Here is a 17849-nt window from a genome sequence, read left to right on the forward strand (position 1 = left end):
AAAAACCTCAGATGCCCCCAGTCTCTCCCGAGCGTCTCCGCAGCTTCCACCGCGTCCCAGCACCTCAGCAGCGCCGGTGAAGGGCGTTCTATGCCTTACGCATTCAACGCGCAAGTGGAAAATTCAAGAATATCGCAAAAAACTTCAAATTCATTTTTTAAGCAATAGTTTCAAATAGTTGAGCGGCACTCACCTCATAGAAATCGGCGAAAATCATCCTTCAAGCACACCAGATATACCGCCTAGGTTTCAGTGCTTGTTGGTTCAAACCCAACATATAGTGAGAACACTACAGTCACCCACAAGACCATACCGACTCGACGGCAATCAGCGATTCATTTCCAATCCCGGAATCGCACCCGATATCGGCGCCGCCAGGCGCAATGCAAGTTGGCCTTACAGGGCCTTGCGCATTGTCTATGGATAGGCTCAGGTCTTTTCAAAGCAAACCCGATACGCCTGTGACCTTGATATGACGAATGACATTAAGTTTCCCTTGCTGCGAACCGTTGGATTTGACGGTCTCTTGGTGATCTTTGCGCAAACCATGTCCGAGCCGTCGAACCGCGCCGCCCTGGCGTTTCGGGGCGCAGTCGAGGCGCAGCAGATTGACGGCGTGCTTGAGACTTCGGCCTCGCTGGCATCTGCATTTATAAGGTTTGATCCATTAAGCCTGTCGCATCATGACATCGAAGAGTTACTGCGGGCTATGCTGGTCAGTCGCGATTGGTACGCTGCACCTTTGCCTGCGGGGCGACGATTCTGGAAAGTGCCGACGGTCTACGGTTCCGATCTTGCGCCACAGCTAGAAGACGCGGCATTGGCAGCAGGGTTGTCACCAGCGGACGCCATTGATCGTCTCAGCCAATCGCGTGTGCGGGTTTTAACCATCGGATTTGCGCCGGGCCAACCTTATCTCGGGCCACTCGGACCCGAATTCAACATTCCACGCCTGAAAGAGCTGACGCCGATGGTACCTGAAGGGGCGTTGGTTTTGGCAATTTCGCAATTTGTCCTGTTCTCGGGGCCAACCCCAACCGGATGGCGTCATGTTGGACAAACCACGTTTCGTTGCTTTCGTCCGGACATGGAGCAAAGTTTTGCCCTCAACCCCGGTGATGAGATGCAGTTCATCTCAGTCTCGCGCGAAGAGCTTGAGGATATCCGTACAACCTGCACTGATGGCTCTGGAAGTGCGAGTTGCGAGGAGATCAAGACATGACGCTGATCGTCCACCGCATCGGCCCGGCTTGCACGGTTCAGGATCAAGGGCGCACCGGGTATCTGGATCAAGGCCTGTCGCGTTCGGGTGCCGCAGATATAGTGGCACTTTATGAAGGGGCCGCGTTGCTTGGTAATACCCCAACGAGCGCCGCCCTCGAAATGGCGGGGATGGGTGGCGAGTTTGAGGCAACCGCACCAACCGCCATCGCGCTGACCGGCGCACCGATGCAGGCCAGTATCGATGGCAGCGCCGTCTTGTGGAATGCCTCGCATCAGATGGAGGCTGGGCAGCGGCTGGTAGTCGGGTCGGTGCTGCAGGGCAGTTACGGGTATCTGAATCTGGGTGGCGGGATCGGGACCGACATGACGCTCGGCTCACGCGCGGCCCATCTGACCGCAAGGATCGGGCGCGCCGTTCAAGCGGGTGATCACCTGCCTTCGACGGAAACCGGCAAGACCGGCCTGAAGCTGCGTTCGGAGGATCGGTTTTCGGGTGGGACGTTGCGGGTTGTGGCCAGCTTTCAAACTGCACTGTTCGATGACGAGACGCTGGCACGGTTTACGCAAACGACATTCCGCCGCGGCGCCCGAGCCAACCGGATGGGCATGCAGCTGGATAGTGAAGGTGACGGCTTCGCGGCCAAGGGTCAGTTGAACATACTGTCCGAAGTCATAACCCCCGGCGATATACAGATGACCGGCACCGGTGCGCCCTTCATCCTACTGCCCGAGTGCCAGACCACCGGAGGTTACCCGCGCATCGCAACCGTTCTGCCCTGTGATCTGCCCCGCGCTGCACAGACCCCGGCGGGAGGCGAGGTGCGCTTCGAATTCGTAACACTGGAACAAGCCATCGCGCTGCAAGCCGCATTTAAGGCCGACCTTGCCCGCCTGCCCGCCCGTGTTGAACCCTTGGTCCGCGATCCGCATGACATCCCGGACCTCCTGTCCTACCAACTGATCAGCGGAATGATCTCTGCCACCGAATAAGGAGTTATTGCGATGCCGAGCGTCGATCTGAATGCCGATATGGGCGAAAGCTTTGGCCCGTGGAAGATGGGTGACGATGAAAGCCTTCTGAAGATCATCACATCAGCCAATATCGCCTGTGGCTTTCATGCGGGTGACCCTGATGTGATGGCCAAGACCATGGCTCTGGCAGCCCAGAACGGTGTGGGCATCGGTGCGCATCCCGGTTTTCCTGATCTGCAGGGATTTGGGCGTCGAAACATGAAAGTGCCCCATGACAGTTTGCGCAATCTGGTACGCTATCAACTGGGATCGGCAATCGGCATGGCCAAGGCGGTGGGCACTGAAGTACGGCACCTGAAATTGCACGGGGCGCTGGCCAACATGTGTTCGGTCGATATCGATATGGCGCGGGCCTGTTATCAGGGTGCATTGGACGTGGACCCGGACATCATCATCATGGTGCTGGCGGTCACCAAACAAGAAGAAGCGGTGCGCGAGCTGGGCTGCAAATGGGTGGGCGAGATTTTTGCCGACCGTGCCTATAACGACGATGGCACTTTGGTGGATCGGTCACTGCCGGGAGCCGTGATCCATGATCCGGCGCTGGCCGGACCACGTATTCTGGAAATGGTGAAGGAAGGCGCCATCATCACCAAATCCGGCAAACGCCTTGAGACCTCAATCGATACGATCTGCCTGCATGGTGATGGCCCGACGGCAGTTCAGATCGCGCACTCGGTGCGCGAGAACCTGATCGCGGGCGGAGTCGAGGTCACAAAATTCATCCGTTAGAGCGTCATGTTATTTACCTGAAACTGCGCTTATCCTTGATCGATCATTCGCCTGCTCGGATATATCTCAGCTTCAATGGCCGTGTTTAGATGCACAAGCATGCTATTTCATTCAGAAAGTGCGTTCTTACTTGCCCCCGCGAACATGGCTACTAATGTTGACCAACATTCCCTGAATGTCCCGGATGCATTAAATCTTCGATCGAGGTGGCGGTGAAAACAGTTGGATTTCTGTGGCTTGGCAATGAACTGCCATGGTTCAACAAAGTCGCGATCAAAACATTTCAGGAAATCGGGCATCCCGTAGAACTGTTCTGCGAGGAGTCGCTGCGCGAAACCGAGAGCGACCTTCCGCTCCGAGACTATCGGGAGGTTTTGGATTCGCAGATTCTGACCAAGCTTGGCACGACTCCTCGTGTGGCATCCGACATATTCAGGCTCATTCTAATGCGGGACACTAATTATATCTGGGCAGATTGCGATTGCGTGGCGCTTCAGCCCCTGCCGGATACGGATATCATTCTTGCCAGGACGGACGCGGAATCGAAGCTATTGAACAACAATATTCTGCGAGTCCCCTCGGAGTCTCAGGAATTGTCAGAACTGCTTGAGATTGCTCTGGACCCCGAGGCTATTCCCGATTGGGTTCCACCGCGCCGCGCCAAAAAGGCAAGACAATTCTCTGGCCGCGAACGCCGCGAAATTGTGACCAGCAGACAGACTACATTCGGGCCCGATCTTCTTAATCATGTTTTCCAGAAATCCGATAATATCGATAAAGCCTTCAGCCACGAGGTTTTCAATCCGATTGGGAACACCAAAGGCTACATGCTTTTCTCTGAAGGGATATCGATAGGCGACGTATCGACTCCCAAAACCTGTGTGACGCATTTCTATCAGGCCAATGTGAGACGTTTCTTTCACGCAAACGGACCACAGAAAGGCACAGTTCTTGGCGACTTAGCCTTCAAGTACGGGATTACTGCCGATTAGGCGTGCCCGACCCGAAGTTCACATTCGCACGTGTAAACCAAGCATTCCATCTGATGCTTCTCTGAACAGGCTGTTGCCCAAGCAAAGCTTTGCGCCTAGCATCGCGGCAAGTGCATGATCTGACTACCACAAATCCAAGCAACGCGCCGCAAGGAGGTGAGCCTATGTCTTTTGATCTGATGTCCTACCAGCCAAGGGGCGACAAGAAGAACTCGGACTTCTTCACCGAATATCTTCCCAGGATTTACGAGCGCCGCATCAGCTCGGGCATTGCGGATCAGGTCGGTGCGATGCGGGCCATTGTCATTCAGGTCGAGACAGATGCGCTGTTTGACACGCTGGTCGAGCTTTATGTGATGACCCCCTATCGCCACACCGCAAGCTATTTGGGACAGACACACAAGTTCTCGGTGATGCATTCACATGCCGATTATCCGGCGCTGATCCTGATGGCTCCGCTCAGCCCGGCATTCGAGGATTTCATCCCGCGTATCAATCGTATGTACCCGCTGGCGCGCGGTAAGCCGCAGACGCGATATGTAGGTGAGATTTACGGTGCCACCGACCTGAAGGCGCTGACTGGATCGCTGGAGGATCAGAACATTCGGTTCGAATATTCTGGGGACACCGAAAATCCGTTCTACACGCTGGAAGGATACCGCTTTACGACGCCATCGGATTTCACGTGCAATCGCGTCGGCTATTCCACGCTGGATTTCAACGACACAGACAGTTTGGGGTTAGGCGACCGTGTTTTGCTGAGCGATGTGGAACAAGCCAAGCTGGATCAGGCCGCTGCGTTTGGGACGGATAGCAAAATCGCACCCCTGATGCTGGGGATCGACCATCTGGCGACACGCATTCTGGCCGGGGAACGTGAGGACGCGATCCTCGAATTTCTGACAATGGTGCCTTATTACTTCTGGGGGGCGTACAACATCTTCGACATGAACTCGTCGACCAATGTGAATCGCAATGCCAATGTGGACGACGACAAGAAATCCCCTGCCAAGGTCTTTACTGCTAACAACACGCCGTCGTTCGTGAACTCTTTCGAGCAATTACCGATGCCAACCGAGGATTTCGTGCGTAATTTCGGACGACGCTTGCACCACATGGCGGTTGAAATCCAGGACGGCGACCATGGCGCGGGTGAGAAAAATGTCGATTTCGTGGTCAACACTCTTAAAGACAAGGGCGTTCCGTTCCTGGCCCATGTGGTCGGGGAATGCAAAGATGATCCGAACCTGAAACAGATCTTCTCAAAGCACTCGAAACACACGCTGCTGATCACCGAATACATCGAACGTTGTCATCACTACGACGGTTTCTTCACCAAGGATAACGTTGCAGCCTTAACTGCGGCGGCCGGGCAAGATGAACAGTACAAGCACGGCCACGTCTTCGATTGATTTGCCAAAAAAAATAGGCTGCGAGGTCATCGCAGCCCAGGCCCATCCAGGAGAGAATGCCGGGTCTTATGACGGCCCGATCATGAAACACGTGACATTGCGCGCCTGTAACCGACGACAGGCCAGATCAGCCTGTTCGCGGGTCATGCCCTGAAATGTCGCGTCAAACCCACGCGAGCTTTGATTCACCTTACGCAAAGTGCCTTCCAAAGAGGTCATTTCCGACAGCGCAGTTTTCAACAGAACCTTCTCGGCCTCATACCGTGTGGTGTAGCGGCCAACATTGACGCCCCAAAGGTGACCGCCGGAAGTGGACAAGCGGGTCACAACTTCGGGTTCAGGCTCGGGCTGTTTGGCCGGTTCGACCGAGGCCAGCACCACGTTTTCGGAAGGCTTGGCGCCATCCGACGGTGCTATGTCTGCTGCTGCAATCGCAGCAGCGATTCCGTCCTGAATCCGGGTGTTGTCTTTTTCAGCCGTTGCGGCGACCGACCCCGCGACCTGAACCGTTTCGCTCGCCACTGGGCGCAACACCGGGCGCAGGCTCTTTTTCGGCGGGCCCGCTTGGGCGACCACTTGTGCACTACCAAGACCTGCATTCCCTGCATAGGCCGGGCGGGCGGGCTTACGGATTGGCGCACGCGAGGGGGCACGGCGGAAACCCATATCCAAAAGCTCGGCCACCCGGGCGTTGCGCGATGCACCTGATTTGCCACCGAAGACCGTCGCGATGATACGTTCATCCTTGCGCTTGGCCGAAGCAACCAGATTAAACCCTGCAGCGCGGGTATAGCCGGTCTTGATCCCATCGGCGCCCCGATAGGCTGCCAAAAGGCGGCGGTTGGTGTTCGGTACAGTCTTGATCCCGGCATTCGTCGATTGGCGCGAGAACAGGTTGTAGTACTGCGGGTAATCATACAGCAGGTGACGGCCCAGCGTGGTCATATCCCGCGCGGTCGACAAATGCCCCGACTCGGTCAGACCATGGGCATTCTTGAAGGTGGTCCGGCTCATCCCCATCGCTTTGGCGGTGCGGGTCATGCGACGAGCAAACGCCGCCTCGGACCCGCTGAGGGCGATGCCGATCGCGGTTGCCGCGTCATTGGCGGATTTCACCGCCGCCGCCCGGATCAGATAGCGAAACGCGATTCGCTGCCCAGTGCGCAAACCCAGCTTCGAGGGCGGCTCAGCCGCTGCCGCCTTGGTGATGCGCACCTGAGTGTCCAACGTGATCTCACCATTCCGCACGGCCTCAAACGCAATATACAGCGTCATCATCTTGGTCAGAGATGCCGGATGCAACCGCGTGTCGGCATTGCGGGAATGCAGCACTTCTCCGGTGCGTGCGTCGATCACCATGGCCGCGTAAGGGGCCGCCATGCCCTGAAGTGGTGCAAATGAAAGCAGCCACAGAAATGCTATAAGTAATAAGCCCATTCGGGCCGGAACTGTCCGCCGAATCTGCACGATCTTTGCCTCTGTCTGCCTCGCGCCGCCGGGTTTTCCCGGTCAGCAATTTTTATTTTGATATTCCTCAGGCTAACACAGGGACGGGTTTAAAGAAACTGAAAGCTGCGTTTGAGTGGATCATATGCACGATCAGATTCACGCTACATATGGTGTTTCATGCGCGCCCGGACACCATACCGGCGATTGTGCCGAATTTCAGGCAAGCCGTGTCATCGAATTTTTTGTGACTGATGTCAAACGGCAACAGGTCAGGAAATCTGATCAATCAAAGCTGAAAGATCACCCAAATCCTTCAACTCGCGGAACCGTGGGTTGGAAGTTGGGACCTCGGCCTGCTCGACCTCCCATACCAACCCGTGCGGGACATGCACGCCCCAGCACCCGGCTTCGATTGGGGCCACCACGTCAGAACGCATCGAGTTTCCGATCATCATCGAAGCGTCGGGTCCATCACCGTACTGGTCAAAAATCATCGCATAGGTCGCCGCCGTTTTTTCACTCACGATCTCGACGCCATCGAACAGCTCACCCAATCCGGATTGCGCCAGCTTACGCTCCTGATCGATCAGGTCGCCCTTGGTGATCAGCAGAACCTTATGCGTCTCGGCCACCGCCTCGATGGCCTCGCGCGCATGGGGGAGCAGTTCGATGGGATGTGCCAGCATCTCCTGCCCCGCTTCAACAAGTTGGCGGATGACGCGCGCCGGTACGCGATCTTCCGTCACCTCAATCGCTGTCTCGATCATCGACAGGGTAAAGCCCTTGATGCCATACCCATAGTGCTGGATGTTGCGCTTTTCGGCGGCAAGTAGACGTTCCATCAGGTGATCGTGATCGGCGTGATCGGCCAGCAATTCGGCAAAATATGCCTGAGTCAGCTGGAAGAAACGCTCGTTATGCCAAAGGGTATCGTCTGCATCGAACCCGATTGTTGTCAGCTTGTCCCGCATCGCATTTCCGTCCGGTTGCTCTTTTCTCTGGCCACCGTGACGTTATATAAGCCGGGAAACAATTCGTAGTGTTAATCGAGATTCTCTTACAGCAATGCGCAAACACCAGTGGATCATGTCTGAAAAGGACGACGAAGACGACGACACGTCGGTCCTGGTGCAAACGCGCCCCAAGACCAAGCGGCCGCCGCTGTATAAGGTGTTGTTGCTGAATGACGATTACACGCCGATGGAGTTCGTGGTGCATGTGCTGGAACGGTTCTTCGGCATGACCCATGCGCAAGCGTTTGAAATCATGCTGACCGTCCACAAGAAAGGTGTCGCCGTGGTTGGCGTGTTCAGCCATGAGATTGCCGAGACCAAGGTCGGGCAAGTCATGGATTTCGCGCGCAGGCATCAGCACCCGCTGCAATGCACCATGGAACGCGAAGAATAACGCGCGGCCATGTCCTCTCGCCTTGATCTAGCCTTGAACAGCGGGCTCAGCCTGTCGCAATCGCTGACTGTTTTGGCGCCTACCCCGGACCACGATTTGTCGGACCTTCCGCGCGAGGCGCAGATGGTGCAGCCGTTCAAACCGTTCCACGATCACTTTGCCACGCAGGGCTTTGTCGCAACGCCCAATAGTGACGCGCCTTGCCAGGATGCGGTCGTGTTTCTACCGCGCGCCAAGGCGCTGGCCCGGGCGCTGATCCATCAGGCCTGCAGCCGCGCCAGCGGGGTCATCGTGGTGGACGGGGCCAAAACCGATGGCGTCGACAGTTTGCTGAAAGACATCCGCAAGCGGGTCGCGATCGAGGGTCCAATCTCGAAGGCACATGGCAAGATTTTCTGGTTTCAGTCTGATGCGGACGCCTTTGCCGACTGGGCTGCGCCTGAAAACCAAATGGTTGACGGCTTCCATACCGCGCCCGGTGTGTTTTCCGCCGATGGTATCGATCCTGCCTCGGCCCTGCTGCTGAAGTCTCTGCCAACCAAGCGCGGCACGCGCATCGCTGATCTGGGTGCAGGTTGGGGCTTTCTGTCCGCAAAGCTGATCGACGACACCTTGCGCAGCCTGCATCTGGTTGAGGCCGACCACACCGCCCTTACTTGTGCCCGCGCCAACGTCACCGACCCCCGTGCGCAGTTCCACTGGGCCGACGCCACCAAATGGAGCACGCCCGAGCCGCTGGACATGGTGATCATGAATCCGCCCTTTCACACCTCGCGCAGCGCCGACCCGACATTGGGCCAGGGCTTTATCACCAGTGCTGCACGCAACCTCACCCGCAACGGTCAACTCTGGATGGTTGCAAATCGCCACCTGCCTTACGAGGCCACGCTGGCCGAGGCTTTCGCCCGTGTTGACGAAGTGGCAGGAGACAACCGCTTCAAGGTTTTCCATGCCTCTCGCCCTCGGGGCTGAGGCCCGCTAACCTGCGCCAGAACTCAGGAGGATTCGCATGTCCTTTTCCATCGCGGGCAAGACCGCAATCGTCACCGGGGGTGCCAACGGCATCGGACTGGCCATCGGACGGCACTTTGCCGATGCAGGCGCCAATGTCATGTTCGCCGATATGGATGAAAAGCGCCTGTCCGATGAGCTGGGCGAACAGGCGGATGACAGCAACATCCGTTATTTCGCCGGCGACCTGCGTGAAAAGCTGACCATCGCCAATCTGCTTTCGGCCACGCTGGATGCGTTTGATCAGGTTGATATCCTGATCAATGGTGCGCGGCAGGTGATCCCGTCGGACCCGCTGGACACCGATGACGATTCCGTGCGCACATTGCTGAACCAGAACCTGATGCCCGCGCTGCGACTGAGCCAACTAGTGGCTAAGCGATTTATCAAACAGGCTGATGGAGACGATGAGAACCCTGCCGGGTCAATCATCAACCTGTCCTCGATTGCCGCACGCCGCACCCATCCCGATCTGATGGCCTATTCCGTTTCGACCGCTGCGCTGGATCAGATGACCCGTTCGTTGGCGGTTGCACTTGCGCCCAGCCGTATTCGCGTAAACTCCATCGCGCTGGGATCGGTCATGAGCGCCTCATTGCAGTCAACGCTGAAGGAAAACCGAGATTTCCGGGACGACATCGAAAAACATACTCCGCTTTCCCGGATTGCCGCTCCGAACGAACTGGTCGAAACCGCGCAATTTCTCGCGTCGGACGCTGCGGGCTTCATGACAGGCCAAATTCTAACCATTGACGGAGGCCGCACCCTGCTGGACCCTGTCGCAGCCCCGGCCCACTGATCCCAATGTTCGATAAAGAAAAAGCCACCGCCGCTGCCTGGTTCCGCCAGTTGCGAGATGACATCGTAACCGCCTTCGAAGCGTTGGAAGACAGCCACACCTCAGGCCCCTTCTCGGATTCTCAGCCGGGAAGGTTCGAAGTCAAAGAAACTAAACGGCAGTCTGACGATGGCTCCGACGCGGGCGGCGGGCTGATGTCGGTGATGCGCGGGGGCCGCGTGTTCGAGAAGGTGGGCGTTAATGTCTCAACCGTCTTTGGTACGCTGGGTGAGCGCGCGCAAAACGCGATGGCCGCGCGCAAGGGTATTCCGGGGATGAAGGACGACCCCCGGTTCTGGGCTTCGGGCATCAGCCTTGTGGCCCATATGCAGAACCCGCATGTGCCTGCGGTCCATATGAACACCCGGATGTTCTGGACCCCACATGCCTGGTGGTTCGGCGGCGGCTCCGACCTGAATCCCTGCATCGAATATGACGACGACACCGCCCATTTCCACGCCACCCAAAAAGCGCATCTCGACCCGCACGGACCCGGCCACTACCCGCGCCTCAAAGATTGGGCTGACGAGTATTTTTATATCCCCCACCGAAAGCGCGCTCGGGGTGTCGGCGGGATCTTCATGGATGACTATTGCACCGGCGACTGGCAGGCGGATTTTGCGCTAACGCAGGACATCGGTCGCGCCTTCCTGCCCGCCTTTCTGCCTCTGGTCGAAAAACGCCGGGTGCAAAGCTTTGACGACGCGGACAAAAACACCCAGCTGGTGCATCGTGGGCTCTATGCCGAATACAATCTGGTCTATGACCGGGGCACCAAGTTTGGTCTGGAAACCGGGCACGACCCCGATGCTGTTCTGATGAGTCTGCCGCCCTTGGCCAAATGGGTCTGACCGCTAAAACCCCATATCGATAGAATTATCAAAGCAGTAGTTTTGCGCCGAAGCGGCGGACAGGTTCTCACCCACCCTGTTGACGGTCAAAGAATATCCCGGATTGGTATCCGCGCCGGGCGGTGGAGTTAGCGAAAACTGCACTGTGCGAACACCTTTCTCGTAAGCTTTGGAAACATAAATCCGCTGCGAGTTTGAAACTCCCAATGTGCGAACTGCATAATCCCCAATTCCACACCAATAGGTGACCGCAGCCGAGGACCCGCCGACAGGCTTCACTTCGTAGGTTCCATCCTTAAGCGGCGTGATCTGGGTTCTGAACTGCGGTCTAAGTTTGTATCCAAAACCAACGCCCTGGGGCTGCGCAATGGTGGGGGCCAGTATGATGGCTGTCAAAGAGAGGCATGTAAGAAAACGCATATAAAACACCCTATGAAAAACGCGATCACGGCTGAGACGACGTGAGACCAACCAGCCTATACGAATCAATATAGTCAAACCGGGCCTCAGGTCTAACTCAACCCGTAACACATCAGCTTGAGTGAAAATTCTTTCTTTGAATATGTGGTGCGCTATGATCTCAGCATCAGCAGTTTCCAGAGTGGCCCGTGGAAAAGTCATTTCCCAAAGACTGGTTCGATCTTTCCGGTGAAAAATACGCCGACTTCGGTGCGTTATTTTATCTGGCTGCCCTGACCAAAACGCATCGTAACCGCAGTTTGGCACAGGTTCTCTATGCGTTCGAAACGCCGCTGAGATTGGGCCAGTATCACATCTTCCGCCAAAACGGCTTTCCGCGCGGATTCGTGACATTTGCCGGTCTCAGCTCGGAAGCCGAATATCGCTATGCGGTGAAGGAAGAGCCGCTGAGAGATGTCGATTTCGCCAGTGGCTCATCCTTCTGGATCATCGATATGGTGGCACCCTTCGGCCAAACTCGTCAGATCGTCGACATGCTGAAACGGGACATCCCGCACCCACGCGTGCGCACCAATCGCCTCAGCAGCGACCTATCCACAAAACGTATCGTCGAATGGACACGCGATGACCAGCAACAGGTGCATATGCGCCTTTACCGCGATGCCGAATTTGCCAGAACGCTTGAGCAGGAAAACGGATGACTTCGGTTGTAACCATATCGGGCGATATCACGGGCGACGTGACCGGCTTTCCCCCTAATGTTGCTTCGGGTGACCTCGATGTCACCGCAACATCGGATTTCGGAACCTTCACCGGGGCCACCTGGGCAATCTCCGATCAACCGGATTTCGGCACCGCCTCAATAGATGCGAACGGTACGTGGACCTATACCGTCGACCCGGCCTTCTTCGATAGCCTCGATGACGGAGAAATCCAATTGGACTCGTTCGAGGTGACGGTCACCGCCAATTTCGCCAATGGTTTCTTCACCTTCAGTGGAACCCAGACCCAGATCATTGATATCACTATCGAAGGCGTTTGCTTTACCTCAGGTACTCTGATCGAAACGGCGGAAGGCCAGCGCGCCATTGAGACCCTGCGCGTGGATGACGACGTGTTGACTGCCGATCACGGAATACAGCCGATCCGCTGGATCGAAAGCAGCACCATGTCGCCCGAGCGGTTGCGCGCAAATCCTGCGATGCGCCCGGTGCGTTTGACCGCAGGCAGTCTGGGACCCGGTGTTCCATCCCGCGATTTGCTGGTGTCTCAACAGCATCGCCTCCTGATCCACGGCCCCAAGGTCGAGATTCTGTTTGGCGCGCCCGAAGTGTTGGTCGCCGCCAAACATCTGTGCTCGTGGCCGGGAATAGATATTGATACCGGTGATGAGCCGGTCGAATACCTGCATATCCTGCTGGACAGGCACGAGATTTTGTTTGCCGAAGGGGCTCAGGCCGAAAGCCTGTTTCTGGGTGAAGAAACCCTCCACACGCTGTCTTCTGACGCGCTGCAGGAACTCGCCGAGATATTCCCCGAGCGCGCCTCGGACGAACATATCGGCTTCGGCCTTGCTGCGCGGCTGATCCTGCGCGAACATGAGGCGCGTGCGCTTGCCTAGGTCCTAGACAACCCGCCCCCCGACATCCTGCGGAGCCAGCGCGACGGTCTTGATCACCGCACAGCATGTACTGCCCTGCTGCAAACCCAGCGCCGCGACCGAGCGTCGGGTCACGCGCGCCAGCACAACACCCGCAGTTGTTTTGACCGACACGATTGCACCGGGCCCCTCACCTGCCCGGATCGCCTCGACCTGCCCCGACAACACATTCAAGGCTGAAAGACCCTCGGGTGGTCTATTGGACAGGATCACCTCTTGCGCCGGAATACGAATACGCAGCTCTTCGCCGATTTGATGGGCAATCCGAGGCAGGTAAAGACGAGCGCCACCGGCATCAAGTTCGGATAGGCCATCGTCGTGATGCGCCGTAACACGGACCCGCAGAACGGCCCCCACCGCGCGCACGCCTGCAGGGGCCACGGATGGGTCCGACAGAACATCGGACGCGGGACCATGCCGCACGACACGCCCGTCCTGCAGCGCGACCACGGACGTTGCAAGCCGGGCAACCTCGGCCGCCGAATGGGTCACATAGAGTATCGGGACCGATACCTCGTCCCGCAACCGTTCGAAATAGGGCAGGATTTCAGCCTTTCGCGCGTCGTCGAGCGCGGCCAGAGGCTCATCCGCAAGGATCAGGCGCGGGCTGGCCAGCAGGGCGCGGCCAATGGCGACGCGCTGTTTCTCACCCCCCGATAGCATCGCTGGGCGGCGGTCCAGCAGATGGCCAACACCCAACATCTCGATCACCCGATCCGGGTTTTCGCGTCGTGCCCCGCGCGGTGCAAACCAGCGACCATAATTCAGGTTCTGGCGTACGGTCAGATGCGGGAACAGACGGCCTTCCTGAAAGATATAGCCCAAGCGCCGTCTATGTGGCGGCAGCCACGCACCGCGATCCGTGTCGAACAACACCCAATCGCCAACCGCGACCCGCCCGGCCTCGGGTCTCAGTAGCCCCGCGACTGCATTCACCACCGTCGTCTTTCCCGAACCAGAACGCCCAAACAGAACCGTTACACCGGAAGGTGCGTCGAAATCGAGGTCCAGCTTCATCCCGGGCAGCTGGTGTTGCAGGCGGACGGACAGGCTCATGATCCGGCCACGCGTTTGGCCACACGACGGCCCACATATTCCGACAGCAAAAGCGCGCCCATAGCGACGATGATCGAGATGATCACCAACCGAGTCGCCGCCGCCTCACCCCCTGGAACCTGCAAAAACGCATAGACTGCCGAGGGCAACGTCTGCGTCTGACCGGGTATGTTCGAAACAAATGTGATCGTGGCCCCGAACTCTCCCATCGCCTTGGCAAACGCCAGGATCGCGCCCGCAATGACCCCAGGCAGGATCATCGGCAGCGTCACCGTTCCAAAGACCAGCAGACGCGACGCCCCCAAAGTGGCGCCTGCCTGTTCCAGTTTTGGGTCTACTGCCTCGATCGACAGCCGGATCGCGCGCACCATCAGCGGAAAAGCCATGATCCCGGCAGCCAGCGCAGCGCCGGTCCATCGGAAAGCAAAAACGATCCCAAGCTCGGCCAAAGGCGCGCCCAACGGCCCCTGAATCCCAAAGGTCAGCAGCAGCAGATAGCCGGTCACCACCGGCGGCAGGATCAGAGGCAGATGAACCAGACCATTCAGCAATTGGCGCCCCGGAAACCGCCAGCGCGCAAGCGCATAGGCAATGAAAATCCCAAAGGGCAACGTGATCAGCGTTGCCCAGAACGATACGCGCAGCGACAGGCGCAATGCCTCCATCTCTGCCGGGCCCAACCATCCCATCGTACTACCCTTCGGGCAGGGAGAACCCCTGCCTCATAAATTCGGCCCGTGCGGAATTGCCTTGCAAATAAGTCAAAAGCGCTTGCGCCGAAGGTTCTGCAGTAGAAGTCAGGGCTGCCGGATACACAATTTTCGGATGGACATCCGCAGGGATGACACCGATGACCCCGACCCGCTCATCAGCCACAGCGTCCGAGCGATAGACGATCCCCAAAGGCGCCGCCCCCGTCGCAACCAGCGCCAGCGCGGCACGAACATTGTCCGTCTGGGCAATCCGGTCCTGAACATCGCCCCAGAGTCCCAGACCCTGTAACGCGGCCTTGCCATAGATGCCCGCAGGCACCGCATCGACCAAAGCCATGGCCAGATACCCACTGCCTAGACGGGTGCTCAGGTCAAACCCCGCCTCAATCTCGGCCGTGTCAGCCCCCGGCGCACCAATCAAAACCAGACCGTTACCCAGCAACTCAATACGTGAAGCGGTATCGATCAGGCCCTCATCCTGCAGCACGTCCATCCAATCCTCGTTGGCCGAAATGAACAGATCGGCGGGCGCCCCCGCTTGTATCTGCCGCGCCAGCACCGAGGAGGCCGCGTACGACACCGTCACCTCTTGCCCGGTCTCAGCCTCATAACTTCTGGCAATCCCGTCCAGTGCGGTCTTGAGGCTGGCGGCGGCAAATACCAGCACGCCCTCGGCCCGAACCGGGGCAGCGAGTATCGCGCAGAAGGCCAAAGCTGCGATCAGACTGCGACAGGCGCCCGTCATTCTTTGCCTCCGGATCAGAGGGTTGCAATCCCTCTGGGCATATCGGAGGCAACACATGGCAGGCAAGGCCCTTTGGCCTTACAACCAAAGCTACGGCCCATATTGAACTCAGAATTCGATGGAAAACGAGAATCGCCCAACCCAAGATCAATATGCTGTCGCGCTTCTCTAAAACCGGAAACTCCCGAGGTAGAGCGCTCAATCGCTAAACAACGTGTCTGATCCGCCTCGCCTGAACAGCGATATCCGCATTTCGCTATTCAACCACGATATGACACTTGAGTTTGCTCGATTGGCAACCGCGCCCAGTTGCCTAAACGCTGATCTGAAACCTTGCGCAATTTTGCAAAAGAAATTGTGCCATACCCTCTTGCACCCACGCACGGGCTTAGCTACATGAGCCCTCACGGGTGATTAGCTCAGTTGGTAGAGCGCTTCGTTTACACCGAAGATGTCGGGAGTTCGAGTCTCTCATCACCCACCATCAAACAGCCCTTGTTTTACTGGCGTCCTTTAAAATAAGGATGATCCGCTGCCGCTCGGAGTACATTGCGGGAGTACATCATGGGTCGTTTAGTTATGCCAAATCCAACACTGATCAAAGGCTCGTACTACTGCCGAGTCGCTGTCCCTGCCGATCTCAAAGGTAAAGCTAAGGGGACTTTCGTTACCGCGACGATCAATGGACAGATCATCAATCGCAAGGTCGGGACACACGCGAAGCTGCCCCTCGGCACCTCAGACCTGAAAATCGCGCGACAAAGGTTCCCTTCCGCATTAGCTGGCGTGGAAGCCCACTGGGAAAGCTTGAGACAGGGGCCGGTAGAACTCACCCACAAGCAATCCTTGGCCTTAGCAGGTGAGGTCAGAGCGGACTTCGTGCGGATATTGGACGGAAACCCCGGCGACAGTGAGATGTGGGCGAACGTGTTGAAGCAGAACGAGTTGGCGCGGACTGGCCGAACCAACGAGCTGCAGGTCGATGACCCTGACAAAGAACAGGGTCTGATGGAAAAGAGGTTTGGCGGTTTTGCTGATGCTATTCTCAACCGCCATCACTTGCGCGTCACGGCAGCTTCACGGCTCAAACTAATCGGCCATCTGTACAATTCGATGTACGACGCGGCTAAGATCAACCAAGCCAAAGCGCTCGGCGACTACTCTGACAGCGGCGAGACAAACAAATACCCAGCCTTCGAGATCGTTGCGCCGACAGAAGAACCCGTTAGCAGCGCCCGCCTCACCTTCGCAGCCGTGATCGACAAAGAGGTGCAACGGCGGGCCTCTGGGCGTGGTGGAGCGCCGCTGCGAGAGCATTCAGAGAAGAAGTACAGGCAAGCTGTTGCTGAGTTCGACGCATCAAGAGGCGATGATGACACTCTGACCATCGACGCAAAGCAAGCCGACCAATGGTTGAACGAGCTTCTTGATGCAGGAAAGCTCAAAATCAAAACTGTCCGAGACCGCTTCAAGAACGTGAAGACAGTTATCGAATGGGCGCGAGAGCAAGGGCTGGGCGAGGTCTTTCCTGACAGGAACCCGTTGGACGTGGTTAAGCCGCCCAAAGCGGAGGCGACTGACAGCGCAGCGCGTACACTCAGCTTGGACGAAGCACGGGCTATCCTGAAAGCAGCGCGTGAGGAGAGCAAGCCAGAGCTTAGGTGGCTACCATGGATGTGTGCGTATTCAGGTGCGCGTATCGGCGAGGTGGCTCAACTGAGGCCAGACGACTTCTTTCGCGTCGGTGAAGACTGGTTCTACAAGCTCACGACAGAAGGCGACAGGCGGCTCAAGGGTGGGTACAGCATCAGGCGCGTTCCCATACACCCTGCGTTGATTGACGAGGGGTTGCTCAGCTTTGTTGAAGACAGTCGAGAGCGCGGCGTCAAACGCTTGTTCCCGAACAGATCGCAAGGCAACATCCGTGACTGGGTCAGAGATGAGCTCGGTTTAACACGCGACACAATGGCACCGAACCACGGCTGGCGACACCTGTTTGAAGACAAAGCCCTACTGGCTCAGATGACAGACTCGGCCAAGCTCTACATCACGGGGCGGTCACGCGGGTCTTCGGCTGAGGGGTACGGCAAAAGCGAGGCAATGCTCCCCGGCTTGGCAGCTCAGATGCGAAAGGTTCAGCCGTACGCAGTGGATTAAGCGTATGGGGTTCCGCCACAGACAACCACAGCAACATCCCGCGAGCAGATGTGGGTCAAATACAGCGCCGCATCTTTTTGTGCAGCGTCGTCCGCAACGTCTGCAAACTGCTTACACAACGGCCCCTGCCCCTTCGGCGGGCCGCACATC

The 17849-nt window shown here is 57.4% G+C and carries 18 protein-coding genes and 1 tRNA gene; 13 read left to right on the plus strand and 6 right to left on the minus strand.

The features are described from left to right. Positions 1-472 precede the first annotated feature (472 nt). From ACR0A1_RS19355 to ACR0A1_RS19375, 5 genes are all read left to right on the plus strand, one after another. Positions 473-1222, plus strand: a complete 750-nt coding sequence (locus tag ACR0A1_RS19355) for a 5-oxoprolinase subunit B family protein (RefSeq protein ID WP_480868869.1) — start codon at positions 473-475, stop codon at positions 1220-1222. After that, the gene (locus ACR0A1_RS19360) at positions 1219-2214 is read left to right on the plus strand and encodes a 5-oxoprolinase subunit C family protein (protein ID WP_480868871.1); all 996 of its coding nucleotides are present in this window, start codon (positions 1219-1221) and stop codon (positions 2212-2214) included. The genes ACR0A1_RS19355 and ACR0A1_RS19360 overlap by 4 nt, the downstream gene beginning before the upstream one ends. A 12-nt stretch (positions 2215-2226) precedes the next feature. Further along, entirely contained in the window at positions 2227-2988 is a 762-nt protein-coding gene (locus ACR0A1_RS19365) for a 5-oxoprolinase subunit PxpA (protein ID WP_170514124.1), read from the plus strand. A 206-nt stretch (positions 2989-3194) separates the two neighbouring features. After that, positions 3195-3980 (plus strand): hypothetical protein, encoded by a 786-nt coding sequence (locus ACR0A1_RS19370; protein WP_480868874.1) that lies wholly within the window; start codon positions 3195-3197, stop codon positions 3978-3980. Between the two features lie 164 nt (positions 3981-4144). Further along, positions 4145-5392 carry a hypothetical protein gene (locus ACR0A1_RS19375; RefSeq protein WP_170408887.1) on the plus strand — a complete coding sequence of 416 codons (1248 nt, stop codon included), beginning with the start codon at positions 4145-4147 and terminating at the stop codon, positions 5390-5392. 66 nt (positions 5393-5458) lie between these two features. On the opposite strand, the gene ACR0A1_RS19380 is transcribed toward ACR0A1_RS19375, so the two are convergent. Both ACR0A1_RS19380 and ACR0A1_RS19385 read right to left on the minus strand, forming a co-directional pair. Then, complete coding sequence (locus ACR0A1_RS19380; protein WP_480868876.1) at positions 5459-6829, minus strand: D-alanyl-D-alanine carboxypeptidase family protein; 1371 nt, start codon at positions 6827-6829, stop codon at positions 5459-5461. A 281-nt stretch (positions 6830-7110) separates the two neighbouring features. Continuing rightward, a complete protein-coding gene (locus ACR0A1_RS19385) occupies positions 7111-7812 on the minus strand; it encodes an HAD family hydrolase (protein WP_170423897.1) in 702 nt (233 codons plus the stop codon). Between the two features lie 94 nt (positions 7813-7906). Between ACR0A1_RS19385 and clpS the strand changes: the two genes are divergently transcribed. The 4 genes from clpS to hemF are packed head-to-tail and all read left to right on the plus strand — an operon-like array spanning position 7907 to position 10948. Continuing rightward, positions 7907-8248, plus strand: coding sequence for an ATP-dependent Clp protease adapter ClpS (clpS, locus tag ACR0A1_RS19390; RefSeq protein ID WP_170396046.1), 342 nt, complete (start codon positions 7907-7909; stop codon positions 8246-8248). A 9-nt stretch (positions 8249-8257) separates the two neighbouring features. Continuing rightward, complete coding sequence (locus ACR0A1_RS19395) at positions 8258-9220, plus strand: class I SAM-dependent methyltransferase (protein WP_480868878.1); 963 nt, start codon at positions 8258-8260, stop codon at positions 9218-9220. A 37-nt stretch (positions 9221-9257) separates the two neighbouring features. After that, on the plus strand, positions 9258-10058 hold the full coding sequence (locus tag ACR0A1_RS19400) for an SDR family NAD(P)-dependent oxidoreductase (protein ID WP_170408883.1): 801 nt from the start codon (positions 9258-9260) through the stop codon (positions 10056-10058). 5 nt (positions 10059-10063) lie between these two features. Then, a complete protein-coding gene (hemF, locus tag ACR0A1_RS19405; RefSeq protein ID WP_170664081.1) occupies positions 10064-10948 on the plus strand; it encodes an oxygen-dependent coproporphyrinogen oxidase in 885 nt (294 codons plus the stop codon). A gap of 3 nt (positions 10949-10951) precedes the next feature. Here the strand turns inward: hemF and ACR0A1_RS19410 are convergent, their stop codons facing one another. Beyond that, complete coding sequence (locus ACR0A1_RS19410) at positions 10952-11368, minus strand: hypothetical protein (RefSeq protein WP_170627327.1); 417 nt, start codon at positions 11366-11368, stop codon at positions 10952-10954. Positions 11369-11556: 188 nt separating this feature from the next. Between ACR0A1_RS19410 and ACR0A1_RS19415 the strand changes: the two genes are divergently transcribed. Together ACR0A1_RS19415 and ACR0A1_RS19420 are read left to right on the plus strand one after the other, a co-directional pair. After that, positions 11557-12069, plus strand: coding sequence for a toxin-activating lysine-acyltransferase (locus ACR0A1_RS19415; protein ID WP_480868881.1), 513 nt, complete (start codon positions 11557-11559; stop codon positions 12067-12069). Next, a complete protein-coding gene (locus ACR0A1_RS19420) occupies positions 12066-12989 on the plus strand; it encodes a Hint domain-containing protein (protein ID WP_480868883.1) in 924 nt (307 codons plus the stop codon). Before ACR0A1_RS19415 ends, ACR0A1_RS19420 begins: the two co-directional genes overlap by 4 nt. Before the next feature lie 3 nt (positions 12990-12992). Here the strand turns inward: ACR0A1_RS19420 and modC are convergent, their stop codons facing one another. The 3 genes from modC to modA are packed head-to-tail and all read right to left on the minus strand — an operon-like array spanning position 12993 to position 15542. Further along, positions 12993-14084: a molybdenum ABC transporter ATP-binding protein gene (gene modC, locus ACR0A1_RS19425; RefSeq protein ID WP_480868884.1), complete on the minus strand. Its 1092-nt coding sequence runs from the start codon at positions 14082-14084 to the stop codon at positions 12993-12995. Then, positions 14081-14773, minus strand: a complete 693-nt coding sequence (gene modB, locus ACR0A1_RS19430) for a molybdate ABC transporter permease subunit (protein WP_170423885.1) — start codon at positions 14771-14773, stop codon at positions 14081-14083. The genes modC and modB overlap by 4 nt, the downstream gene beginning before the upstream one ends. A 4-nt stretch (positions 14774-14777) precedes the next feature. Beyond that, a complete protein-coding gene (gene modA / locus ACR0A1_RS19435) occupies positions 14778-15542 on the minus strand; it encodes a molybdate ABC transporter substrate-binding protein (RefSeq protein WP_170514106.1) in 765 nt (254 codons plus the stop codon). A gap of 408 nt (positions 15543-15950) precedes the next feature. On the opposite strand from modA, the gene ACR0A1_RS19440 reads away from it, so the two are divergent. Together ACR0A1_RS19440 and ACR0A1_RS19445 are read left to right on the plus strand one after the other, a co-directional pair. Then, a tRNA-Val gene (locus tag ACR0A1_RS19440) sits at positions 15951-16026 on the plus strand. Between the two features lie 80 nt (positions 16027-16106). Next, positions 16107-17699: a hypothetical protein gene (locus tag ACR0A1_RS19445; protein ID WP_480868886.1), complete on the plus strand. Its 1593-nt coding sequence runs from the start codon at positions 16107-16109 to the stop codon at positions 17697-17699. Positions 17700-17849: the final 150 nt, after the last annotated feature.

The organism is Ruegeria sp. D6 (assembly GCF_056534365.1).